The organism is Bacillus sp. V33-4, assembly GCF_002860225.1.
GTDB lineage: Bacteria > Bacillota > Bacilli > Bacillales > Cytobacillaceae > Bacillus_BJ > Bacillus_BJ canaveralius.
Genome location: NZ_PGVC01000023.1, coordinates 99709 through 125299, shown reverse-complemented (window position 1 = coordinate 125299; position 25591 = coordinate 99709). Strand labels below are relative to the sequence as shown.

General features: G+C 45.0%; 21 protein-coding genes. 18 read left to right on the top strand and 3 right to left on the bottom strand.

The features are described from left to right. Positions 1–62: 62 nt before the first annotated feature. The gene (locus CVD23_RS09065; RefSeq protein WP_257988238.1) at positions 63–2156 is read right to left on the bottom strand and encodes a transglycosylase domain-containing protein; all 2094 of its coding nucleotides are present in this window, start codon (positions 2154–2156) and stop codon (positions 63–65) included. Positions 2157–2370: 214 nt separating this feature from the next. Here CVD23_RS09065 and speE point away from each other — a divergent pair, with 214 nt between their 5' ends. The 5 genes from speE (at position 2371) to CVD23_RS09040 (ending at position 6713) form a co-directional block, all read left to right on the top strand. Beyond that, positions 2371–3198, top strand: coding sequence for a spermidine synthase (speE, locus tag CVD23_RS09060; RefSeq protein ID WP_101578104.1), 828 nt, complete (start codon positions 2371–2373; stop codon positions 3196–3198). A 64-nt stretch (positions 3199–3262) separates the two neighbouring features. Next, positions 3263–4135, top strand: coding sequence for an agmatinase (speB, locus tag CVD23_RS09055; RefSeq protein WP_101578103.1), 873 nt, complete (start codon positions 3263–3265; stop codon positions 4133–4135). A gap of 132 nt (positions 4136–4267) precedes the next feature. Then, positions 4268–4711: a DUF1934 domain-containing protein gene (locus CVD23_RS09050; RefSeq protein WP_101579390.1), complete on the top strand. Its 444-nt coding sequence runs from the start codon at positions 4268–4270 to the stop codon at positions 4709–4711. Continuing rightward, complete coding sequence (gene argS / locus CVD23_RS09045) at positions 4708–6378, top strand: arginine--tRNA ligase (RefSeq protein ID WP_101665810.1); 1671 nt, start codon at positions 4708–4710, stop codon at positions 6376–6378. Before CVD23_RS09050 ends, argS begins: the two co-directional genes overlap by 4 nt. A gap of 155 nt (positions 6379–6533) precedes the next feature. Continuing rightward, entirely contained in the window at positions 6534–6713 is a 180-nt protein-coding gene (locus tag CVD23_RS09040) for a XapX domain-containing protein (RefSeq protein ID WP_101579387.1), read from the top strand. 114 nt (positions 6714–6827) lie between these two features. Here the strand turns inward: CVD23_RS09040 and cls are convergent, their stop codons facing one another. Next, the gene (gene cls / locus CVD23_RS09035) at positions 6828–8030 is read right to left on the bottom strand and encodes a cardiolipin synthase (RefSeq protein ID WP_101665809.1); all 1203 of its coding nucleotides are present in this window, start codon (positions 8028–8030) and stop codon (positions 6828–6830) included. A 252-nt stretch (positions 8031–8282) separates the two neighbouring features. Between cls and CVD23_RS09030 the strand changes: the two genes are divergently transcribed. The 10 genes from CVD23_RS09030 (at position 8283) to CVD23_RS08985 (ending at position 22172) form a co-directional block, all read left to right on the top strand. Continuing rightward, positions 8283–10394 (top strand): heterodisulfide reductase-related iron-sulfur binding cluster, encoded by a 2112-nt coding sequence (locus CVD23_RS09030; protein WP_101665808.1) that lies wholly within the window; start codon positions 8283–8285, stop codon positions 10392–10394. 328 nt (positions 10395–10722) lie between these two features. Beyond that, positions 10723–11910: an acetyl-CoA C-acetyltransferase gene (locus CVD23_RS09025; RefSeq protein ID WP_101665807.1), complete on the top strand. Its 1188-nt coding sequence runs from the start codon at positions 10723–10725 to the stop codon at positions 11908–11910. A gap of 29 nt (positions 11911–11939) precedes the next feature. After that, on the top strand, positions 11940–12791 hold the full coding sequence (locus CVD23_RS09020) for a 3-hydroxybutyryl-CoA dehydrogenase (RefSeq protein ID WP_101665806.1): 852 nt from the start codon (positions 11940–11942) through the stop codon (positions 12789–12791). Positions 12792–12836: 45 nt separating this feature from the next. Then, a complete protein-coding gene (locus CVD23_RS09015) occupies positions 12837–13967 on the top strand; it encodes an acyl-CoA dehydrogenase (RefSeq protein ID WP_101665805.1) in 1131 nt (376 codons plus the stop codon). 15 nt (positions 13968–13982) lie between these two features. Then, on the top strand, positions 13983–15122 hold the full coding sequence (locus CVD23_RS09010; RefSeq protein WP_101665804.1) for an acyl-CoA dehydrogenase: 1140 nt from the start codon (positions 13983–13985) through the stop codon (positions 15120–15122). Positions 15123–15240: 118 nt separating this feature from the next. After that, positions 15241–15864, top strand: coding sequence for a TetR/AcrR family transcriptional regulator (locus CVD23_RS09005; protein WP_101579389.1), 624 nt, complete (start codon positions 15241–15243; stop codon positions 15862–15864). Between the two features lie 2 nt (positions 15865–15866). Further along, entirely contained in the window at positions 15867–19133 is a 3267-nt protein-coding gene (icmF, locus tag CVD23_RS09000; RefSeq protein WP_101665803.1) for a fused isobutyryl-CoA mutase/GTPase IcmF, read from the top strand. 265 nt (positions 19134–19398) lie between these two features. Next, on the top strand, positions 19399–19599 hold the full coding sequence (locus CVD23_RS08995; RefSeq protein ID WP_245917554.1) for a hypothetical protein: 201 nt from the start codon (positions 19399–19401) through the stop codon (positions 19597–19599). 128 nt (positions 19600–19727) lie between these two features. Next, positions 19728–20321, top strand: a complete 594-nt coding sequence (gene rpoE / locus CVD23_RS08990; RefSeq protein ID WP_308303530.1) for a DNA-directed RNA polymerase subunit delta — start codon at positions 19728–19730, stop codon at positions 20319–20321. Between the two features lie 246 nt (positions 20322–20567). Further along, the gene (locus tag CVD23_RS08985) at positions 20568–22172 is read left to right on the top strand and encodes a CTP synthase (protein ID WP_101665802.1); all 1605 of its coding nucleotides are present in this window, start codon (positions 20568–20570) and stop codon (positions 22170–22172) included. Between the two features lie 409 nt (positions 22173–22581). Here CVD23_RS08985 and CVD23_RS08980 read toward each other — a convergent pair whose 3' ends face one another. Then, positions 22582–23112 carry a DUF2529 family protein gene (locus CVD23_RS08980; RefSeq protein WP_101665801.1) on the bottom strand — a complete coding sequence of 177 codons (531 nt, stop codon included), beginning with the start codon at positions 23110–23112 and terminating at the stop codon, positions 22582–22584. A 239-nt stretch (positions 23113–23351) separates the two neighbouring features. Between CVD23_RS08980 and CVD23_RS08975 the strand changes: the two genes are divergently transcribed. The 3 genes from CVD23_RS08975 (at position 23352) to fsa (ending at position 25590) form a co-directional block, all read left to right on the top strand. Beyond that, a complete protein-coding gene (locus tag CVD23_RS08975) occupies positions 23352–23723 on the top strand; it encodes a response regulator (RefSeq protein ID WP_101579375.1) in 372 nt (123 codons plus the stop codon). Between the two features lie 256 nt (positions 23724–23979). Then, the gene (locus CVD23_RS08970) at positions 23980–24837 is read left to right on the top strand and encodes a class II fructose-bisphosphate aldolase (RefSeq protein ID WP_101665800.1); all 858 of its coding nucleotides are present in this window, start codon (positions 23980–23982) and stop codon (positions 24835–24837) included. Positions 24838–24945: 108 nt separating this feature from the next. Continuing rightward, positions 24946–25590: a fructose-6-phosphate aldolase gene (gene fsa / locus CVD23_RS08965; RefSeq protein ID WP_101579373.1), complete on the top strand. Its 645-nt coding sequence runs from the start codon at positions 24946–24948 to the stop codon at positions 25588–25590. Position 25591 lies beyond the last annotated feature (1 nt).

Sequence of the window (25591 nt, the reverse complement as noted above, 5' to 3'; positions counted from 1 at the left end):
TTAGAACTAGGACAGGAAAACCCCCGGGAATCAGCCCCCGGGGGTTTTTTATACGAAAAAAATTACGGAATCCACTCAAATATTTTCTTATACCATGGTGCTTTTGCTTTCGGATGTTTCGGCTCCGTGGATCGATTGTTTCCATCCTCGATATGCTCTGTACAATAGTCGACCGGCTCAGTACCTGCCGCGAAATAAGTTAACCGTTTTATCGGACAGTCTTCCGTCGCTAATTTTCCATTGACCGGATTCACATATACACCGACAACCCCTTTTGGAGGTTTGAACGCTTTGATTGGTTCATTCTCCAGTGCCTGTTCCATAAAATGGACCCAGACGTTTTTCGCATACGATTTTTCGGCGGTGAGCTCAATCGGTTTTCCTTTATCATACCCTGTCCAAACGGCCGTAACGAGCTGCGGGGCAAAGCCAATCATCCAGCTATCCGTATCGGTGGAACCTGATTTTCCTGCATACAATCGCGTCATGTCTTTGATGATCGTATCCCCTGTTACGGTTGTGTAGCCGTTTAGCTTCCTGTCAAACACACCGGTCATCATATGGGTCATCACAAACGCAAGATCCGGACGGAGAATCGTTTCCTTTGAATTTTTATACTCATAAATCACTTCACCGCGGTGGTTTTCGACTCGTTCAATGAACACTGGGGCTACCTTTTTTCCGCCATTGGCAAGCAGGCTGTATGCATTTGCCATGTCGATAACGCGCACCCCGGAGGTGCCAAGCGCAAGGGATGGCACATCCGACATTTTAGTAGAAATGCCAAAGTCCTTTATCGTCTCAACAAGCGATTTTTCACCCATTAAGAGATGAGTTTTTACGGCAAATACATTATCTGAAACCGCAAGTGCCTGGGCCATCGTAATATCATCTTCTGCGTAAAGGTTGTTATAATTATGCGGGGTGTAATCAGCCATTCCCTCTTCAAATTGAAAGGTTGTTTTTTCGCTTCTCATTGTACTTGACGGTGTGAATCCCTCATCAAGTGCCTGGTAATATAGCAATGGCTTGATCGTTGAGCCAGGCTGGCGTATAGCCTGGACGGCCCGGTTAAAAGAGCTTTGCCGATAATCCCTGCCCCCAACCATTGCTTTAACATGGCCGTTGCCTGGATTCATCGCGACAAGACCAAGCTGAATCTCAGAATCCTTTGAGATCAAATTTTTAACGGTCTTTTCCGCGATTTCCTGCTGTTCGAGATTAAGGGTTGTATACACTTTGAGACCGCCAAGTGCAATCGTGCGGTCATCTAGCTTCAACTCGGTTTTCAACGCGTTTCTGACTGAGTCCTGGAAATATGCAGCGGTTTCGGTTTGTAAATGAAGATGCTGTCCAGTTAGCGTTAACGGCGCTGCTGCAGCTTGTTCAGCTGCTTCTTTCTTCAGGTAGCCGTCCTCGACCATCGAATTTAATATCACCTTTTGCCGTTCCGTTGCTTTTTCCATTGAAGCGAACGGGGAATAAACACCGGGACCCTTCGGAATGCCCGCAAGCAAAGCGGCTTCGCCAACGGATAATTCCCCGGCGCTTTTGCCAAAATAAAATTGACTTGCTGCTTCAACACCATAAGCGCCGTTTCCATAATAAATGGTATTTAAATATCCTTCCAATATATCTTTTTTTGAATAATTGATTTCCAAACGAATCGTATAAAAGGCCTCAAGAATTTTCCGTTTCCACGTCTTCTCATGCGCAAGAAACAAGTTACGCGCATATTGCTGAGTAATTGTGCTTGCTCCCTGCACTTTAGAAAGAGCTTTTAGATCAGCCAGGGCAGCACCGGCGATTCGCTTGTAATCAAAGCCATGATGTTCATGGAAGCTTTTATCCTCAATCGAGACAGTTGCTTCAATTAACGAAGGGGAAATATCTTCAAGCGGAACCCAGTAGCGTTTCTGGCCGCTGTTGCTTTCACCGAGAACGGTTCCGTCATCCGTGTAATACAATGTCGATTGCGGAACTGCGAGCGGCGGCGCTCCCAATATTTTTGCATATCCCAATATACCGGTAATAAGGACAACCATGAAGGCAATTCCTATTAAACTGATGATCAAAAATGCTCTTACGTACTTGATTGTTTTGCGAAACCGACGATCGGTCATAATCTCGATAGGAATCACCCCCTGTTTTTCCATTAATAAAATGCTCAGCCACAAAGCTATTATCAGTATGAAAAAAACAGCCGGGTTTTAAACATTGCCTATGATAAAACAATTTTTTTCTTGCATTTTTGCTAGATTCCTCTATACTTTTTCTCATGTTTGTAATTAACCGGTTGGGGAACATTATAAAGTGAAGCAGAATCGGTGTTTACATAGATTGCAGCGTAATAACGAAAGGATGATAAATATGGGACTTTGGTTTACAGAAAAACAAACAGATAATTTTGGGATTACGATGAAGGTAAAACGCACTTTACATACAGAACAAACAGACTTTCAAAAGCTCGATATGGTCGAAACAGAAGAATGGGGCAATATGCTGCTTCTTGACGATATGGTCATGACTTCTGTAAAAGATGAATTTGTTTACCATGAGATGGTGGCGCATATACCTTTATTTACACACCCGAACCCTGAAAATGTTCTTGTCGTCGGCGGTGGTGACGGCGGCGTCATTCGCGAAGTTTTAAAGCACCCGAGCGTTAAAAAAGCGACACTCGTTGATATTGACGGCAAAGTCATTGAATACTCGAAAAAGTACCTGCCTGAAATCGCCGGCAAGCTTGATGATGAGCGTGTCGACGTCAAGGTTGGAGATGGCTTTATGCATATCGCCGAAAGTGAAAACGAATATGATGTCATTATGGTTGATTCGACAGAGCCTGTCGGACCTGCCGTGAACCTGTTTACAAAAGGGTTCTATGCCGGAATTTCAAAAGCGTTGAAAGAGGATGGCATTTTTGTGGCTCAATCAGATAATCCGTGGTTTAAAGCAGACTTGATCCGCAGTGTGCAAAAGGACGTCAAAGAAATATTCCCGATTACCCGGCTTTATGTTGCAAATATCCCGACATATCCAAGCGGGTTATGGGCGTTTACGATTGGATCGAAAAAGTATGATCCACTCGAAGTAAGCGACGATCGATTTCATGATATCGATACGAAGTACTATACGAAAGAGCTTCACAAAGCAGCTTTCGTATTGCCAAAATTCGTCAGTGACTTAACAAAGTAATTTTCAGGGAGGACGGCCATGAGCTGCAGGGCTGTCCAGATTACATATAAAGTGGGGTTTTTCCATGCGTTTTGATGAAGCATATTCAGGCAATGTCTTTATTAAGAGCCATCCGGATTATAATGAAAGCGAAGCCGTCATCTATGGCATGCCGATGGATTGGACGGTAAGCTATCGCCCCGGCTCCCGGTTTGGCCCATCCCGGATCAGGGAAGTGTCAATCGGTCTCGAAGAATACAGCCCATATCTCGACAGGGAGCTTGAGGATGTTAAATACTTTGATGCCGGGGATATTCCGCTTCCATTCGGAAATCCGCAAAAAAGCATTGAAGCGATTGAAGAGTTCGTCGGGAAGATTCTTGCCGACGGAAAGTTTCCGCTCGGAATGGGCGGCGAGCATTTAGTATCATGGCCGGTCATAAAAGCGATGTACAAAAAATATCCGGATCTTGCCATTATCCATATGGACGCCCATACAGATTTGCGGGAGCATTACGAAGGTGAGCCGCTTTCCCACTCGACACCGATTCGGAAGGCAGCAGCATTGCTCGGTCCCGGGAACATCTATTCCTTTGGAATTCGTTCAGGAATGAAGGAGGAGTTTGAGTGGGCCAAACAAGCAGGGCTTCATATTTCAAAATTTGAAGTCCATAAGCCATTAAAGGAAATCCTGCCGACGCTCGCCGGCCGCCCTGTATACGTCACAATTGATATTGATGTATTGGACCCTGCCCACGCCCCGGGAACCGGTACTGTCGATGCTGGCGGAATCACATCCAGGGAACTGCTGGCGTCCATCCACGAAATTGCCGGATCAGATGTTCGTGTAGTTGGCGCAGACCTTGTCGAAGTCGCCCCTGTCTATGACCCATCCGAACAAACAGCCAATACGGCAAGCAAGCTGCTTCGTGAAATGATTCTCGGCTGGATTAAATAAGAAAAAATGAAACGGAGACAGCTCGTCTCCGTTTTTTAGTGCGGCAAAAATTGAGGCTTTCTTGCACTTTTAACTCAAAATATTTATACTTAGAAAGTTATAATAAAGTAGAAAAAAGGACGTGTTTTGCCGTTGTCGAACAACCCAGCGGAACAAATGCCCGTTAAAATAAATGTAAAAACAATTATTCAGCAAGACAACGATCAGGAGACTTATGAACTGACCACATTTGGCAAACACTTTCACAAGGATAACGACACCTATCTTCAATATGAAGAGGCGATGGAAGAAGGCCAAATAAAAACGATTGTAAAAATAGCTGGAAGCGATGCGTTGATCTTAAGAAGCGGTGCCATCAAGATGAGGCTCGCGCTCAGCCGCGGCCAAAAAAGAGCTGGCAGCTATGAAACCCCGTACGGAACTTTCAGAACCTCGGCGACTGTGAAAAGATTAGAGCATATCGTTAAGGACCAGGCTTGCTCCGGGTCGCTCGAATTGTTATACGATTTTTTTATGGAAAATGACAAGGCCGGGACTTACCAAATGACAATTACATACGAGGAGGAAGGGCAATGAACATAGTTGAGCAAGTCCAAAGCAAACTAAAGCAAGAAATAAAAGCTGCGGTTGTCAAAGCCAATCTGGCAGCGGAACAGGATGTTCCCGATGTGATTTTGGAGATTCCAAAAGAAAAATCACACGGCGATTATTCGACGAATATGGCGATGCAGCTGGCGCGCATCGCTAAAAAAGCACCGCGCACAATTGCGGAAGAATTGATCAGCCATTTTGACCGATCTAAAGCCTCGATTGACAAAATAGAAATAGCGGGCCCTGGCTTTATTAATTTTTATATGAATAACAGTTACCTGATAGACTTGATTCCCACGATCATTGAACAGGATAATAAATATGGCGAAACGACGACCGGAAACGGCCAAAGAGTCCAGGTTGAGTTCGTTTCAGCGAATCCAACCGGTGACCTCCATCTCGGTCATGCCAGGGGTGCCGCTGTTGGTGATTCGTTATGTAACATATTGGAAAAAGCAGGTTATCATGTTTCCCGTGAATACTATATTAATGACGCTGGTAACCAGGTCAACAATCTTGCCCTCTCAGTAGAAGCCCGTTACTTTCAGGCGCTTGGGCTGGACAAGCCGATGCCTGAGGACGGTTACCATGGCGAAGATATCATCAGAATCGGGAAAGCACTGGCCGAGGAATTTGGCGATAAATATGTAAATGCAGACGAACAGGAACGATTCGATTTTTTCCGCGAATATGGATTGAAGTATGAGATGGAAAAACTAAAGAACGATCTTGAAAACTTCAGGGTTCCGTTTGATGTCTGGTATTCAGAGACGTCTTTATACCATAATGGCAAAATTGAGGCCGCGCTGCAGACTCTGAGGGAAAACGGCTATATATACGAACAGGATGGCGCGGTCTGGTTCCGTTCCACAGAGCTTGGTGATGACAAAGATCGGGTCTTGATCAAGCAGGATGGCTCTTATACTTATTTAACACCGGATATTGCCTACCATAAAGATAAGCTTGAGAGAGGTTTTGAGAAGCTGATTAATATATGGGGAGCTGACCACCACGGTTATATTCCGCGGATGAAAGCGGCGATTCAAGCACTCGGTTATGCGCGGGATGCCCTCGAGGTGGAGATCATCCAGCTCGTCCATCTGTATAAAAATGGTGAGAAGATGAAGATGAGCAAGCGGACAGGCAAAGCCGTCACGATGCGTGACCTTGTTGACGAGGTCGGCCTCGACGCGACCCGCTATTACTTTGCAATGAGAAGTCCCGATACCCATTTGGACTTTGATCTTGACCTGGCTGTTTCCCAATCGAACGAAAATCCTGTTTACTATGCTCAATATGCGCATGCCCGAATCAGCAGCATTTTGCGCCAGGCTGGCGAACAGGGGTTGACGTATTCAGGTGAGGCGGATTTCTCGCTCATTCAGGCCGAAAAAGAAATCGATCTGTTGAAAAAGCTTGGTGAATTCCCGCAGGCTGTCACAGAAGCTGCCGAAAAGCGGATGCCGCATCGGATTACAAACTATATTTATGAACTGGCTTCAGCGTTTCACAGCTTTTATAATGCCGAAAAGGTGCTCGATCCAGAGCAGGAATCCCTGACAAAAGCGCGCTTGGCTTTAGTGAAATCGGTGCAAATCACGTTAAGAAATGCCCTTGCCTTAATCGGCGTTTCAGCACCGGAAAAAATGTAACATACAACCAGGCTTCCGTGCAGCGGAAGCCTTTAGTATTCCGAAGCTTGGTTACGGCTTAAGCTCTAATCGAATTTTAAAGTACAGGGAACAATATCATTAGGGTTATGGCACGGTGGCCAGCAAAAATTAGAGCCATGAGAGGAAGTTTTAATATGAAGGTTGTTATTTTGGCATTGATTACGGGGTTCATAGTCGGATTTATTTTTGCGTTATTCAAGCTGCCGATCCCTGCACCGCCGGCATTGGCAGGAATAACAGGAATTGTCGGGATTTATTTGGGCTTCAAAGTATTTGAAATGATCACGCCATGGATTCAAAACCTTACTAAATGATCGCAAATAGGAGACTGGCTGGACAGGCCCGGTCTCTATTTGCGTTCATGTTGGTTAAATGGTTGGAATAGACCTGGTGTATTCTGAAGAATATCCAGGCAATCAATCTGCTTATTACAAGAAAAAAGAGATCGCTTTCGCGGCTTGTTCTTTGATCGACCTCAAAAGATTGGGTTTGTTGAGCTCGCTTAATGTGATCTGCTTGGAATTAAGTAAATCGATTTCGAGTATATTGCGAACTCTTTCAATGAAAGCGCGGTCAAAGATAAAGCAGTTGATTTCATGGTTTAAAAATATGCTTCTTTTATCGAAATTTGCCGTGCCGATATCGCAGATTTTATCGTCGATTACAATTACCTTTGCATGGTAAAAGCCTTTCATATAATCATAGACTTCGGCACCCTCCTGAATGAGCCGCCTTAAGTATCGAAAAGAAGCTTCTTTTACAAACAAATGGTCGGTCATATGGGGGACAAGCACCTTCAGCCTTACCCCGCGCTTCAGTGCTTTCAACAAATCAGCAAAAATTCGTTTGCTTGGAATGAAGTAGGGGGTGCCGATAATAATTGTCGACTCAGCCTTGCGGATTAAAGCTGAAAAAGTTTCCTCCAAATAAAATCCTTCTGACGGAAGCACCTGATGGCGGCTGTTGCCCTTTTCAAGCTCAGGAAAGTAAATGGAATTATTCAGCAAGTTTGTCTTCGTCGCCATCCGCCAATCCTTTAAAAATTCCCTTTGTAAATCCGCTGCTCCCTCTCCGGAAATTTTCAGGTGGTAGTCGCGCCAAGGCTTTAATTTTGGGTCCTGGTCAATGTATTCTTTTCCAATGTTGAAGCCGCCCATATATCCGGTTTTGCCGTCAATAATCGTCATTTTTCGGTGGTTTCGCACTTGTGAACTATAGAAAAGGAACGGCAATCTCGGGATGTGGCAAAATGCAAATTTAATATTTGCCCTTTTCAAATCCTCTATGACACGGCGGGAAATGTTTCTGCATCCCATCCAGTCCAGCAGCAGTCGCACCTCTACTCCGCTCTGCGCTTTACTTTTCAGGATCGCAAAAAATTCTTTGCTGATTAAATCGACTTTTACGATATAAAAAAGAATATGTATATGATGATTCGCGTTTTTAAGCAGCGAAAAATAGTCGGAAAATAATTCGGGTCCTGTTGTAAATATTTGCAGATTGCTCTCCCTGATTGGATAATTTATTCTCGTTATTCTCGCAAGCTGCGCCTTGCGGCCAAACTGGAAATCAAGGGATATCCAAATTGCCAGCAATAAAAGAGCGCCCAGTATAATTAATAAAATTTTCAACGATATCCGCTCCCCCAGTCACTTTCTTTTATATTTTCCTAAAATAAAGCTTCTATGAATGTTTCCTTGAGTGACCCTGACGGGAAATGGGTCTTAAGCAATAAATAAAAATTATTGACTGAATGCTCATTCATTATATAATAGAACTATAAGATGAATTCAGAAAATTTGATTGTTTGAAAATTTTTATCAAATGGTGATTGGCACTTTGCTGATTCCCATCAATTTTCAGGGAAGGGAGCTTATCCGACAATGAATGGGTTACTGTGGATCAATTTGATTGCATTCTTGTTTGTAACCGCTTACGCTATCAGCTTGTTTGTATATGTGGTTAAAACCAGGATTGCTTTTATTAAACTGGGAAAAAAATCCGAATTTGACAGCCGGCTCAAGGATCGCCTTGAAAACATTTGGGTGAATGTGTTCGGCCAAAAGAAGCTCTTGAAGGATAAAAAGAGCGGTGCCATTCACGTCATGTTTTTTTATGGGTTTTTACTCGTCCAATTTGGTGCGATCGACTTCATCTGGAAAGGCTTTAAGCCAGGCTCGCACCTTCCGCTCGGCCCGCTTTATCCGGGATTTACTTTTTTTCAGGAGCTTGTAACGTTAATGGTGCTAATTGCGGTTGTTTGGGCCTTCTACCGCCGTTATGTTGAAAAGCTCGTCCGCCTGAAAAGAGGCTTTAAATCCGGGCTTGTACTCTTATTCATTGGCGGCCTTATGCTGTCAGTGCTGATTGGAAACGGGATGAGCATGATCTGGCACGGGCATGAAACTGCCTGGACTGAGCCAGTAGCTTCCGTAATTGCGTCGGGCTTCACCGCAATCGGTGAAACGGCTTCGATCGTTATTTTCTATATTGCATGGTGGATACATTTATTGTTCCTGCTTGCTTTTCTTGTCTATGTGCCCCAATCAAAGCATGCTCATTTAATTGCCGGGCCTGCCAATGTATACTTCGATCGCCTTGAAGACAAAGGAAAGCTTAAGAAAATTGATTTCGAAGATGAATCTCAGGAGTCATTTGGTGTTGGCAAAATCGAGGATTTCAACCAGCTGCAATTAATCGATTTGTACGCTTGTGTCGAGTGCGGCCGCTGTACAAATATGTGCCCGGCAACGGGGACAGGTAAAATGCTGTCGCCGATGGACTTGATTGTCAAGCTCCGTGACCATCTGACCTTCCACGGTGCGGCGATTACATCCAAACAGCCATGGGTTCCGACCTTTGCTTTTTCGCATACAAAGGGAAACCAAATTGCGCTTGCTTCTGCTGGCCAGGGGGCAGAGGAATCGGCTGCCGGACTTGCTTATCATCCAAGCCTGATCGGCGAAGTGATAACCGAAGAAGAAATCTGGGCTTGTACGACGTGCCGGAACTGCGAAGACCAGTGCCCGGTTATGAATGAACATGTCGACAAAATTATCGATCTGCGCCGTTATCTAGTTTTGACCGAGGGGAAAATGGATCCCGATGCACAACGGGCAATGACGAATATTGAGCGCCAGGGGAATCCGTGGGGACTGAACCGCAAAGAGCGCGAAGAATGGCGTGAGGTCCGCGACGATGTCCACATTCCAACCGTTAAGGAAATGCAAAAAGCAAGCGAAGAATTTGAATATTTATTCTGGGTCGGCTCGATGGGGTCATACGATAACCGCAGCCAAAAAATTGCACTTTCGTTTGCTCGGCTGTTAAATGAAGCAGGCGTCAAGTTTGCGATTTTAGGAAACAAAGAGAAGAATTCAGGTGATACGCCGCGCCGTCTTGGGAATGAGTTTTTGTTCCAGGAGTTGGCCGCGAAAAATATTGAAGAATTTGAAAAGAACGAAGTGAAAAAGATCGTCACGATCGATCCGCATGCTTATAACATTTTCAAAAATGAGTACCCTGATTTCGGATTAACTGCCGAGGTTTATCACCACACTGAAGTTTTGGCGAAGCTTGTGGCAGAAGGGAAGCTAATGCCGCGCTATGAGGTCAACGAAACGATCACCTTCCATGATTCCTGTTATTTAGGTCGTTACAATGATGTGTATGATCCGCCGCGTGAAATCCTCAGATCGATTCCGGGTGTCACGCTTGTCGAAATGGAACGCAATCGCGAAAACGGCATGTGCTGTGGGGCCGGGGGCGGATTAATGTGGATGGAAGAAGAAACGGGACACCGGATTAATGTTGCTCGTACTGAGCAGGCATTAGCAGTAAATCCATCCGTAATCAGTTCGGGTTGCCCATATTGTTTAACGATGATTTCAGATGGAACAAAAGCAAAAGAGGTTGAAGAGACAGTGCAGACGTATGATGTCGCGGAATTGCTTGAAAAAGCAGTGTGCGGCACCCAGCAAGCGCTTGTTTCTTAAATGGTTTGGGGTGGTGAGGCTTCGGCTGTCATCCCCTTCTTTTTCTGAATAAAAATTTCGCGTGCAGAGTTTTGTGAATTTTATATAAAGTATTTTAATTCTTAATATTATTAAAGTATTATATAATTATATATAAAAGCGCTTACATTTTTGAGTGAATAGTTTCAGGGAGACCTTTTTTCTTTGCGCAGTGCCTGAGCGAGCGTTCAGTCGTGTTGTGCCGGCATATTACGTTCCGAAATTAGTTTACTTTAAGTAACTGTGCGTTTTTCAAATCAAGAATTGCTTTATGAAATTCATTCAATCAACTATAAAGGAGAGGTTTTGGATGGGCAAAACCGTTATTTTAAGCGGAGTGAGAACACCGTTTGGTAAATTTGGCGGAGCGTTGAGCGGTTTCACTGCTTCCCAGCTTGGAGGGATTGCTGTCAAGGAAGCGCTTCGGCGTGCTGATGTAAAGCCTGAAGACGTAGAAGAAGTGATTTTAGGAACGGTCCTCCAAGGAGGCCAGGGCCAGCTTCCTTCGAGGCAGGCGGCACGGCATGCTGAACTTCCCTGGAACATAACGACTGAAACGATCAATAAAGTGTGTGCATCAGGAATGAGAAGTGTCACACTTGCCGACCAAATGATTCGCGCTGGCGATGAGGAGGTCATTGTTGCAGGTGGAATGGAGTCGATGAGCAACGCGCCATATATTTTGCCGAAAGCGCGCTGGGGACTCCGGATGGGCGATGCTTCGGTCAAGGATTTGATGGTTCATGACGGATTGAGCTGCAGCTTTACCGGAGTTCATATGGGCACGTACGGAAACAGCACCGCCGAAGAGCTTGAAATAAGCCGTGAAAAGCAGGATGAGTGGGCCTATCGCAGCCACCAGCGCGCCATTGCAGCGATTGAATCAGGAAAACTTGCTGAGGAAATTGTTGCCGTTCTGGTACCGCAGCGTAAGGGTGATCCACTCGTCATCTCCAGTGATGAGGCCCCGCGCCAGGATACTTCACTTGAAAAACTGGCGAAACTATCCCCTGTCTTCGATTCTAAAGGCACGATTACAGCAGGTAATGCACCCGGAGTTAATGACGGTGCGGCCGCACTTGTGCTAATGAGTGAGAAGCGGGCAGAGCTGGAGGGCAGGAAAGCAGAGGCATACGTAATCGGCCATGCTGCGGTTGCTGTTGAAGCAAAGGATTTCCCGAAGACACCAGGCTTCGTCATTAACGAAATTTTACGGAAAACGGGCAAGTCTTTAGAAGAAATCGATTTGTTTGAAATCAATGAGGCCTTTGCAGCCGTTGCATTGGCCAGCAGTCAAATTGCTAACTTAGACACAGAAAGAGTGAATGTGAACGGCGGCGCTGTTGCGCTTGGCCACCCGATCGGCGCGAGCGGAGCGAGGATCATTATCACCTTAATGCATGAACTGAAACGGCGCGGCGGCGGTATCGGGATCGCGGCGATTTGCAGCGGTGGCGGCCAGGGTGATGCAGTGATGATTGAAGTGCCAAAGCAATAATTTTTAAAATGATTCGGGGGGTGTAGCGTATGAATGTTCAAACAATCATGGTGATCGGTGCAGGACAAATGGGCTCAGGCATTACCCAGGTTTGTGCCCAGGCAGGTTTTAACGTCATTTTGAACGATCTAAAGCGGGAATTTACAGACCGGGGCATGGGGATTATTTTAAAAAATCTTTCGCGGCAGGTTGAAAAAGGAAAATTAACCACTGAGCAAAAGGATGAGATCATTAGTAGGCTTACTTTATCCACGGATCTTCAAGATGCAAACAAGGCCGATCTCATTATTGAAGCAGCTGTGGAAAATCTCGACGTGAAAATGAAAATCTTTTCACAGCTTGACCAAATTGCTTCACCCGGGGCGATTTTGGCCAGCAATACGTCGTCTTTGCCGATCACCGAGATTGCTGCAGCTACGAGTCGGCCCGAAAAAGTCATTGGCATGCATTTTATGAATCCGGTGCCGGTGATGAAGCTCGTCGAGATCATTCGCGGCCTGGCAACGACAGATGAAGTCTATGAAACAATCGAAGCTGTTACGAAAAGGCTTGCCAAGGTTCCCGTTGAAGTGAACGACTTTCCGGGGTTTGTTTCAAACCGTGTGTTAATGCCGATGATTAACGAAGCGATCTTCACTTTGTATGAAGGGGTTGCCTCAAAGGAGGCGATCGATGAAGTGATGAAGCTTGGGATGAACCATCCGATGGGACCGCTCACCCTTGCTGACTTTATCGGTCTTGATACTTGCTTATACATTATGGAAACATTGCACGAAGGCTTTGGCGATGATAAATACCGCCCTTGTCCGCTCCTGCGCAAATATGTGAAAGCAGGCTGGCTTGGGCGTAAATCGGGCCGGGGCTTCTATGTGTATGAATAGAGGCAGGGCTGGATCAGCAACTTGACCCCGCAGGAGGAGATTAGCGTGAACCTGAGATTTACAGAAGAACAGGAAATGATCAGAAAAATGGTCCGCGATTTTGCCCGCAATGAAATCGCCCCATTTGTTGAAAAGATGGAACAAGGTGAATTCCCGCGCGCAGTCCTGACGAAAATGGGTGAGCTTGGCATAATGGGAATCCCAATCCCGGAGCAATATGGCGGTTCCGGCATGGATTTCACTTCCTATATTATCGCTATCCATGAAATTTCGAAAATAAGTGCAACGGTCGGAGTCATCCTCTCGGTCCACACCTCTCTTTGCACAAACCCGATTCTTTTCTTCGGGTCGGACGAACAAACGAAAAAATATGTGACGAAGCTTGCTTCAGGAGAGTATTTAGGCGCTTTTTGCCTGACTGAGCCAGGTTCGGGCTCGGATGCAAGGAGCTTAAAGTCAAAGGCTGTCAAGGATGGGGAAGATTATATTCTGAACGGCTCAAAGGTGTTTATCACAAACGGTGGCGAAGCAGACGTATATATTGTTTTTGCGAGAACGAACGAGGAGGCGGGCAGCAAAGGGATTACCGCTTTCATCGTTGAAAAGGACACTCCTGGATTTATTGTTGGGAAAGATGAACAGAAAATGGGATTGCACGGATCCCGGACCGTCCAGCTTGTGTTTGAGGATATGCGCATTCCAGCGGGAAACGTCCTTGGCAAGCCAGGAGAAGGTTTTAAAATAGCGATGGCCAACCTGAATGCCGGGCGAATCGGGATCGCTGCACAGGCACTCGGCATTGCAGAGGCCGCTCTCGAAGCAGCCGTCTCCTATGCGCGGGAACGCCAGCAATTCGGCAAACCAATCGCCGCCCAACAGGGGGTTGCCTTTAAAATCGCCGATATGGCGACCAATATTGAAGCTGCCAAACTATTAATATACCGGGCGGCGGAAATGCGTTCAAAAGGTGTTAATTGTGGAAAAGAAGCCGCGATGGCGAAGTTGTTTGCTTCACAAACGGCAGTCGAAACGGCGATTGAAGCGGTGCAAATTTTTGGCGGTTACGGATATACAAAAGACTACCCAGTCGAACGATATTTTCGTGATGCAAAGGTTACCGAGATTTACGAGGGCACCAGCGAAATTCAGCGGCTTGTTATCAGCAAAAACGTATAATTGGAGGGTAAACGAATGAATTTTCAGCTCACTGAGGAACATGAAATGATTCGAAAAATGGTCCGGGATTTTGCCAGGAATGAAGTGGCGCCATCAGCGGCAGAACGGGATGAAGAAGAGCGTTTTGACCACGATATATTCGATAAAATGGCCGAGCTCGGCTTAACAGGGATCCCGTGGCCGGAAGAATACGGCGGCATCGGCAGTGACTATCTCGCTTATTGTATCGCTATTGAAGAGCTGTCCCGTGTTTGTGCTTCGACGGGTGTAACGTTATCGGCTCATACGTCGCTTGCGGGCTGGCCTTTATATAAGTTTGGCAGTGAGCAGCAAAAGCAGACGTATTTGCGGCCAATGGCAGAGGGAAAGAAGATTGGTGGTTACGGACTGACAGAACCGGCCAGCGGTTCGGATGCCGGCGCCATGAAAACAACGGCCCGCCTTGACGGCGATCACTATGTTTTGAACGGATCGAAAATTTTTATAACCAATGGTGGAATTGCTGATATTTATGTCGTATTTGCGCTGACAGATCCGGGCAGTAAACATAAAGGGACAAGCGCATTTATCATTGAAAAAGATTTTCCCGGTTTTTCCGTCGGCAAAAAAGAAAAAAAACTAGGAATTCGTTCCTCGCCAACAACAGAAATCATTTTTGAAGATTGCCGGGTTCCAAAGGAAAACCTTTTAGGCAAGGAAGGTGACGGCTTCAAAATTGCGATGATGACTCTTGACGGCGGCCGCAACGGGATTGCAGCCCAGGCGGTCGGGATTGCCCAGGGTGCGCTGGATGCTGCGGTTGATTATGCAAAGGAGCGCGAACAATTTGGAAAGCCAATTGCTGCCCAGCAGGGAATCGCCTTTAAGCTGGCCGACATGGCGACAAGTGTGGAAGCAGCCAGGCTTTTAACCTATCAGGCAGCATGGCTTGAATCAGCAGGACTTCCTTACGGGAAAGAATCTGCGATGTCAAAGCTTTTTGCCGGGGATGCAGCGATGAAGGTTACAACAGAAGCGGTTCAAGTATTTGGTGGTTACGGCTATACGAAGGACTATCCGGTTGAAAGATATATGCGCGATGCAAAAATTACGCAAATTTATGAAGGAACGCAGGAAATCCAAAGGCTGGTGATCTCGCGCCTCTTGACGAAATAAACGATTAAACAGATTTTTGGCTGTTAAGTTTTGCTCTTATCAAAAGAATCTCCGGGAGTATGGTCTCCGCTGCTTTTATTATAAAGATAGGAGACAACAAAGGCGGTTGGAAAACGTGATTAATAAACGGGAAGTGCATGCTTCGGTAAAGGATGAACGCCTTGTAATCAAAAGGCGCAACCAAATGATTAAAGGGGCAGTCAGCCTTTTTAAAGAAAAAGGCTTTCATCGTACAACGACAAGGGAGATCGCTAAAGCATCCGGTTTCAGCATTGGAACCTTATATGAATACATCCGCACGAAGGAGGATGTTTTATACCTTGTCTGCGACAGTATTTATGACCAGGTGCGCGACCGGCTTCAAAAAGACCTTGATCAAACCGAGGGAACACTCGAGAGCTTGAAGCTTGGAATCGCCAACTATTTTAAGGTCATGGATGAAATGCAGGATGAAGTGCTCGTCATGTACCAGGAAGCAAAATCGCTGTCAAAGGATGCCCTTCCATATGTATTGAAAAAGGAATTTGAAATGGTTTCAATGTTTGAAGATGTGATCCGGCGGTGTGTCGAAAATGGCGAGCTTGCTTTAACGGATAAACAAGTTGAATTCATTGCCCATAGCATCGTCGTCCAAGGGCAAATGTGGGGGTTTCGCCGCTGGGCCCTGCAAAAGGTTTATTCCCTTGACGAATATATTGAACTGCAGACGGAGCTCTTGTTTAACGGAATACGAGGGGGATGAGGATGAAAACGATTGAAAAGTATAAGCCAAAGCACCATATTCGGTTCGTAACAGCGTCAAGCTTATTTGATGGTCATGATGCTTCAATCAATATCATGCGCCGCATTCTCCAGGCTGGCGGTGCGGAAGTGATTCACCTTGGACACAATCGTTCTGTCGAAGAGGTTGTCAATGCTGCCATCCAGGAGGACGTCCAGGGCATCGCCATTTCATCTTATCAGGGCGGCCATGTAGAATATTTTAAATATATGTACGATCTGTTAAAGGAAAAAGGCTCATCCCACATCCGCCTTTATGGCGGCGGTGGCGGGGTGATTATTCCCCGTGAAATAAACGAGCTGCACGACTACGGAATAGCAAGGATTTTTTCTCCCGAAGACGGGCGCCAGCTTGGATTGGAAGGCATGATTGATCTGATGCTGAAGGAATGCGATTTTCAAACGGCCCCTGCGGAAGCAGACGGTTTCACTGAAAAGCTTCAGGCAGGTGAGACCGCTGCTGTTGCGAAAATGATTACATTGGCGGAACAGCAAGTCGGCCTGAAGGATGAAGCAGCTGCCGCTGTTGAAACATTAATGGAAAAAGTGAAGAAAATCGCTAAGCCGGTGCCGGTCGTTGGGATTACCGGTACGGGCGGAGCGGGGAAAAGCTCGCTGACAGACGAACTGATCCGCCGCTTTATCAATGAAATTCCTGAAAAAAGAGTCGCCATCCTTTCTGTCGATCCGACTAAGCAAAAAACAGGCGGGGCCCTCCTCGGAGACAGGATACGCATGAACGCAATTTTTTCACCGCGCGTCTATATGAGAAGTTTGGCAACACGATCTTCGAAAAATGAGCTTTCCTTGGCGATTAAGGATGCAATCGCAGTTGTAAAAGCAGCCGGGTTTGACCTCGTGATTGTCGAGACGAGCGGCATCGGCCAGGGAGATGCAGAGATTGCGGAAATATGTGATTTATCGATGTATGTGATGACAAGCGAATTTGGGGCTCCGACCCAGCTTGAAAAAATCGATATGATCGATTATGCCGATCTGATTGTCATCAATAAATTTGAACGCAAAGGTTCAGAGGATGCGCGGCGCCAGGTTCAAAAGCAATACCAGCGCAGCCATAGGCTGTTTGATAAAGAGCTTGATGACATGCCTGTGTACGGCACGATTGCGAGCCAGTTTAACGACCCGGGCACAAACGCTCTATTTGCTGCCTTAATCGACAAGATAAACGAAAAGGCCGGTACAGGATGGTCAACATCTTTTCAAAAAACCGCTCTTGTAGAAAAACAGAATGTGATCATCCCGAATGACCGCCGCTACTATTTGCGGGAAATTTCCGACAAGGTTCGGACTTATCATAAGAAAGCGCAGGAACAAGCCGAACTTGCCCGCCGGCTGTTTCAGCTTAACGGAGCGATTGCCGCTGTAAAAGAACAACAGCACAACGAAGAAGTTGTCGCTTCCCTCGAAGCTTTAAGGGCCGATGTAAAAAGGAAGCTGACAGCTGAATCAACAAAAATTCTCGATGGCTGGGAGCAGTTAAAGCAAAAGTACGCGGCTGACCAGTTCATAACGAAAATCCGCGACAAGGAAATTGTCACTGAATTAAAGACAACGAGCCTGTCCGGACTGGCGATTCCAAAAGTGTCGCTTCCGAAATACAAGGACTATGGTGAGATTTTAAGCTGGGTTTACAGAGAAAATGTTCCGGGATTCTTTCCGTATACAGCAGGTGTGTTTCCTTTTAAGCGGCAGGGTGAGGACCCGAAACGGCAATTTGCCGGCGAAGGAACACCGGAACGAACAAACCGGCGTTTTCATTATCTTTCAAAGGATGATCCTGCGAAACGATTAAGCACCGCCTTTGATTCCGTAACTCTCTATGGAGAAGATCCGGACTACCGTCCCGATATTTACGGAAAAGTCGGCGAGAGCGGCGTCAGCATTTGTACCCTTGATGATATGAAAAAACTCTATGCGGGCTTTGACCTGTGCGATCCGTCAACCTCCGTGTCGATGACGATTAACGGTCCGGCCCCGATCATTTTGGCGATGTTCATGAATACAGCGATCGATCAACAGGTCCGGATGCGCGAGGAAAAGCTCGGGCGCAGCTTGAACGAGGAAGAATATCAGCAAGTAAAGGAATTTACCTTGCAAACAGTCCGGGGAACGGTTCAGGCTGATATTTTAAAAGAAGACCAGGGCCAGAATACGTGCATCTTCTCAACTGAATTTGCCCTCAGGATGATGGGAGACATCCAGCAATATTTTATTGACAATAAAGTCCGCAACTACTATTCCGTGTCGATTTCCGGCTATCATATTGCTGAAGCAGGCGCCAACCCGATCTCGCAGCTGGCATTTACGCTTGCCAACGGATTTACCTATGTTGAGTACTATTTAAGCCGCGGTATGAATATTGATGACTTTGCAGCGAATTTGTCCTTTTTCTTCTCGAACGGCCTCGATCCGGAATATACGGTTATTGGCCGTGTAGCCCGCCGCATTTGGGCAACCGTTATGCGCGATAAGTATGGGGCAAATGAAAGAAGCCAGAAGCTAAAGTACCATATTCAAACCTCAGGCAGGTCTCTCCATGCACAGGAGATCGATTTCAATGACATCCGTACGACTTTACAGGCATTAATGGCCCTTCATGATAATTGTAATTCGCTCCATACAAACGCGTATGATGAAGCGATTACGACTCCAACCGAAGAATCTGTACGCCGGGCGATGGCGATCCAAATGATTATTACGAAAGAGCATGGCTTAACGAAAAATGAAAATCCGCTCCAGGGTTCGTTTATCATTGAAGAGCTGACAGATCTTGTTGAGGAAGCCGTGCTGCAGGAATTTGAGCGGATCGACGACCGCGGCGGCGTGCTCGGTGCGATGGAGACCCAGTATCAACGCGGAAAGATTCAGGAAGAGTCGATGTATTATGAAATGAAAAAACATTCAGGAGAGCTGCCGATTATCGGGGTCAACACTTATTTAAATCCGAATCCTCCTACTGAAGATGAGGTAAACAGCATGCAGCTTGCCCGGGCAACAAAGGAAGAGAAAGAGTTGCAAATCAATAATTTGCGAAAGTTCCAGGAACGAAACAGTGTTCATGGTGACGAAGCCCTTGTTAGGCTGAAAAAGGCCGCTGTCACCGGTGGTAATGTGTTTGCTGAATTAATGGAAACGGTAAAATCAGCGAGTCTCGGCCAAATTAGCCACGCTTTATACGAGGTAGGGGGCCAATATCGCCGCAATATGTAACAATCTGTTAAAATGGCTTATAGCCAAGCGCTATAAGCCATTTTTGTCTGGACGATGCGGAGCTTATATTATGCAAATACTTTTGCTAACAAAATTTGGCTCGAAAAATGCTTCTATTTATGCTATTCTTTCCGTACATATCAAAAAAGAAATGTCATCCCGTACAACGGAGCTTCGAAAATATAAATGATTGTACAATCCTTTATAATCCATATTGGATGAAATCCGTGAGCCTTCAAAGATGAGATGCAGGATGTGAAAGATTTTGAGACAGTTTTTTTTAATTGCTTCATTTGTTGGTGCACTTGCCGCGCTGTATTACCTATATCAACGGCAGCTCGGGGCAATTTCTTTTTTCCTTTTATCCATCTTTTTCTTCAGTCTTGCTGTAAATCAGCTTTCAAGGCAGCCGGATCAAAAACAGGGTAACCGGGAAAGAAGCGAATCGGACAGTGAAAAAAAGTGATGGAAACCGCAGATAGAAGTAGCATAAACGCTAAGAATTTGTTTATAATGAAGAATATGTATTTTGGGAGATTCCATTTCCAATTGCCGTTATCGCTCATATAAGAGCGCGAAATAGAGAAAGGAAGTGTGCCGAAGTTGAGCTTAAAACAATACACAAAAGAACAATTAAAAGAAATTTCATTAATCGAAGCCGCTTACGAGTGGCTGCATGATCAAAAACAAGCGGTTCCTTTTCACGAAATGATGAAAGCATTAACGTCCCGTCTGGAGCTTAGCGAAGCTGAAGTAAAGACAACGATTGCACAGTTTTATACAGACTTAAATATAGATGGACGTTTTTTATGTCTGGGTGACAACCGTTGGGGCCTGCGTGTTTGGTATCCTATCGACCAAAGTGAAGAAGATACAGTCACACCAGTTAAACCAAAAAAGAAAAAGGCTAAAAAGGTTGTCGATGAAGATGAGCTCGACGTCGTTGAATTTGATGATGCTGAGGAAGAAGAGATTGAGTACGATGAGCTCGACACCTTTGATGATAATGACGATGATGATGAGGACGATGACTTGCTCGGGGATGACGATCTCATTGAAGAAGACGACTTGGATGAAGACTTTGATGATGAAGATGAGGAAATTCTCGAAACCGAAGATGAATATGACCTTGATGAAGAGGCAGAAGACGAGGAAGACGAAGTCGTTGACGAAGACGCGGACAAATAGATAATCAATCATCTTGACTTTTTGAAAAAGGGCTTGTACAATTCTTTTTGGGCTCCTTAAAAAGGAACGTTAAAATTTAGCCGATCAAACGCTCCCCTACTGATTTTGTGGGTGGGGCGTTTTTTATTTTTTTATCCGGAAATTTTTCCATGCACGGTATAAAAAGCTGAGCAAAATTTTTCGCTGATACAACCTTTAAATAAAGGTTAATATGCACAAACTGATCTCTAGAGGGGGCAAACACAGATGACAAAGTATATTTTTGTAACAGGCGGGGTCGTTTCGTCGCTTGGAAAAGGAATCACCGCAGCTTCACTGGGCCGGTTATTAAAAAATCGCGGACTCAATGTCACGATCCAAAAATTTGATCCTTATATTAACGTGGATCCGGGAACGATGAGTCCCTACCAGCATGGTGAAGTATTCGTCACCGATGACGGCGCCGAGACAGATCTTGACTTAGGTCATTATGAACGTTTTATCGACATTAATCTCAACAAATTCAGCAATGTGACAACAGGAAAAATTTACTCAACTGTTCTGAAAAAAGAACGGCGTGGTGATTATCTGGGTGGAACGGTTCAAGTAATTCCGCATATTACGAATGAAATTAAAGAACGGGTTTTCCGGGCAGGCAGTGAAACAAACGCAGATGTTGTGATTACTGAAATTGGCGGAACGGTTGGCGATATTGAATCGCTGCCATTTTTAGAAGCAATCCGCCAAATTAAGAGTGACATCGGCCGTGATAACGTCATGTATATCCACTGTACGCTCGTTCCTTATATTAAAGCGGCAGGTGAAATGAAAACAAAGCCGACGCAGCATAGTGTGAAAGAACTTCGCAGCCTTGGAATTCAGCCAAATGTGATTGTTGTTCGTACCGAAATGCCTATATCGGATGATATGAAAGATAAAATCGCTTTGTTCTGTGATATCGCACCAAAAGCTGTTATTGAGTGCCGGGATGCAGAAACCCTTTATTCTGTGCCTTTAGCACTTCAGGACCAGAATCTTGATAAGATCGTTTGTGAGCATCTAAAGCTCCAATGTGCTGAAGCAGATATGACAGAATGGCAGGAGCTTGTTGACCGGGTTGTCAATCTTTCGCAAAAAACAACGATTGCGCTTGTCGGCAAGTATGTCGAACTTCAGGATGCTTATATTTCCGTTGTAGAAGCACTGAAACATGCCGGCTATGCCTTTGACGCCGACGTGCAAATTAAATGGATCAATTCAGAAGAAGTAACGTCCGAAAATGTCACTGAACTTCTGCAGGGTGTAGATGGAATTCTCGTTCCTGGTGGTTTTGGTGATCGCGGAATTGACGGGAAATTACTTGCAATCCAATATGCCCGTGAACAAAAAACACCTTTCCTCGGCATCTGCCTTGGAATGCAATTGGCTTCCGTAGAGTTTGCCCGTAATGTTCTCGGCCTGGAAGATGCGCACTCTGCTGAAATCAATCCAAATACAAAACATCCTGTTATTGACCTATTGCCGGAACAAAAAGACATTGAAGACCTCGGCGGAACATTGCGCCTTGGTTTATATCCTTGTAAACTGACGGAAGGCTCAAAAGCCAATATCGCCTACGACGATGAAGTCGTTTATGAGCGCCACCGTCATCGTTACGAGTTTAATAATCAGTACCGCCAGGCGATGGAGCAAGCAGGATTTATGTTCTCCGGGACAAGCCCTGACGGCCGCCTTGTTGAAATTATTGAAATCGAGGATCACCCATGGTTTGTGGCATCCCAATTCCATCCGGAATTTACGTCAAGACCAACGCGACCACAGCCTTTATTCCGTGACTTTATTAAAGCTTCATTAAAGTTACATCAAAATTAAACGAAAACCCTTGAACAGAGACAAGTTCAAGGGTTTTTTGTATTGATTGCTAATAAAACATGTACAAGTTTACATAACGTAAAAAAGCTGGGAATGTGCGGTGTCGCGCGTTTCGCTTAATTAATGCCCGTGAACGCTTAATTATTGTATTTTTCGCTTAAATCAGATGGGTTTTCGCTTAATTCCGATCATTTTCCGCTTAATTAATTGGGGCAGAGACCTGAGCTGCCCCACTTGCTAGTGTAATTGTAGCGATTATGTAAACTAAAGACTCACAGATGATCATCAAAGAACGATTCTGTTTGAGTATGATCAAAAGAAAGCTGCAATCCCGTAAAATTCAACCGAAATCATGATAAAATCACTGAACCAGAACCTACCTTGGGCAAGTCGTTACTTAAACAATCTGCTAAAGCTCATATTCAGTAAGAATCTCTTCATAAATAAACTTCAACCCATAGTAGGCAAACAGGGCGGCCATCGCTGACGGGTATCCGAAACGGTTGCCTTCCTCATCAGGGAGGAGCGGCTTGACCAGTTTTAAATCGATATGTATATCTGCCAGTGCCGTTAAATCATCGGTTGCCCCAGCGACAGCAGTCGAAACGGCAACAAAAGGAACTCTTCGGTCCGCAAGCATCTTCGCACATCGTACTGAATCTCCATCAGTTGATAAGCGGGAGAAAACAAGTACTCGGTCCATGTCTTTAATAGAGTCTATCTCTGCTGCGCCCTTCCATTTCTTCGCTTTTTTAAATGGCTCAGCGCCCTCAATCGCCTCAGACAGAACAGCTCTCATTTCACTGTTGCCGTAAATATAAACGAAACCATCCCCAGCAGCTGCCTGTGCCAACAGCCGCGCTCCTTCTTCTATTGATAACTCCTGGTCCTGTATCCTTTTAAAAAGCCCGGCTAATTGGGTTGAAAACATTTTTAACATCCAAAAACCTCCCTGTGTTGATAGGACAAATCAATGAAATGACAAGAACTGCTTGAAAATCCTTCATCCATTATAAGTTTTTTTAAGAAGCGCGTAAAATAAACCGGAAATTAGAACTTGTAACAGGAAAAGACAGGCAGGAATAATCAACTTCAAAATCGAAATATACGATGGGGAGAAATTTTATTTAATATTATTTTTGTAAACATACAAAAAATATGTGAAGGGAAGGTGGATTTATGAAAGGGAAAATATTAATTGTCGATGATCAGTTTGGGATACGCATCCTTTTAAATGAGGTTTTGCAAAAAGAAGGTTATGATACGTACCAGGCCGCCAACGGAGTCCAGGCTCTTGACATCGTGTCGAAGCATGCTCCTGATCTCGTCTTGCTTGACATGAAAATTCCGGGAATGGACGGGATCGAAATTTTAAAACGAATGAAGGTACTTGACGAAGGGATAAGAGTCATCATTATGACCGCTTATGGGGAACTTGATATGATTCAGGAAGCAAAGGACCTGGGGGCGCTCACTCATTTTGCAAAACCGTTTGACATTGATGACATCCGGGCCGCCGTTAAGAAATATTTGCCAATTACCTCAAGCTAAAAATTCAGGAATTAAAAATCAGAGTTATTTTAATCATTGATAACGCTTCCAATGTCTCAAATTTATGACAGTTATTAAAATGACAGTGGATTAATAGCAATTCTTTTTCCGATTTGGTATTATACAAGGGGAATTCCAATGGATCGGGCCTCATGAACGCAGAAAGTTCCATGGACATATTTAATGATATTAGGGGAAAACCTTAAACGGGATGCTCTGTGAAAATGAAGCCGATCACCAATAAGGAGGAAGACAAATGCCTTTAGTTTCAATGACCGATATGCTAAACAAAGGGAAAGCAGAAGGCTATGCAGTTGGACAATTTAATTTAAATAACCTTGAGTTTACTCAAGCGATTTTGCAAGCGGCTGAAGAAGAAAAGTCACCGGTTATTTTAGGTGTTTCAGAAGGTGCAGCCCGCTACATGGGTGGGTTTAAGACTGTCGTCAAAATGGTAGAAGGACTGATGGAAGACTATAAGATTACAGTTCCGGTTGCCATCCATTTAGATCATGGTTCCAGCTTCGACAAGTGTAAAGAAGCGATTGACGCAGGTTTCACTTCTGTTATGATTGATGCTTCCCACCATCCGTTTGAAGAAAATGTCGAAATAACTTCTAAAGTAGTCGAATATGCCCATTCAAAAGGAGTTTCTGTTGAAGCAGAGCTTGGAACTGTTGGCGGTCAGGAAGATGATGTTGTTGCCGATGGTGTTATTTATGCAGATGCTAAAGAATGTGAAGAGCTTGTGAAGCGGACGGGCATTGATTTTCTTGCTCCTGCTTTAGGTTCAGTACACGGTCCTTATAAAGGGGAACCAAATTTAGGATTTAAAGAAATGGAAGAGATCGGGAGCCTTACCGGGGTACCTTTAGTCCTTCATGGCGGCACAGGCATTCCAACAAAGGATATTCAAAGATCAATTTCGCTTGGAACAGCAAAAATCAACGTTAATACCGAAAACCAAATCGCGTCTGCCAAAGCAGTTCGTGAAGTGTTGGCTGCAAATCCGGATGTATACGATCCACGCAAATATTTGGGACCAGCACGTGAGTCGATTAAACAAACGGTTATCGGCAAAATGCGTGAGTTTGGTTCTTCAAACAAAGCGTAATTAGTGTCGATTATAATATAATTAATGTAAAATGAAACCGCCCTGTTAAAGGCGGTTTCAATTCATTTAAATTTGTTTAAAAATTTCGTCGAATGGAGAGGTTTACATATGAAATTTTTTATCGATACGGCTAATATCAACGAAATTCGTGAGGCTCATTCCCTGGGTATTTTAGCAGGAGTGACCACAAACCCGACTTTAGTAGCAAAAGAGCAAAACGTTTCCTTTCATGATCGGCTTCGGGAAATTACCGAGCTTGTTAAAGGCTCTGTCAGTGCTGAAGTAATCGCTCTTGATGCAGAAGGAATGATTAAGGAAGGCAGGGAGCTGGCAGCGATTGCTCCGAATATTACCGTAAAAGTACCGATGACTCCGGATGGGCTTAAAGCAGTCCATGCTTTGACAGAGGACGGAATTAAAACGAATGTTACGTTAATATTCAGTGCTAACCAGGCGCTTCTTGCGGCAAGAGCGGGGGCAACCTATGTATCTCCATTTCTTGGCCGCCTTGATGATATCGGTCATAATGGCCTTGAGCTTGTTTCGACGATCGCTGAAATTTTTGCGGTTCATGGCCTGGAAACAGAAATCATTGCCGCGTCGATTCGCCACCCGCAGCATGTGACGGAAGCAGCATTACGAGGGGCGCATATTGCGACGATTCCTTTGAATGTGATTCTGCAGCTGTGCAAGCATCCGTTAACCGATAAAGGAATTGATGCGTTCCTGGCAGACTGGAATTCCCGCGCCTGAT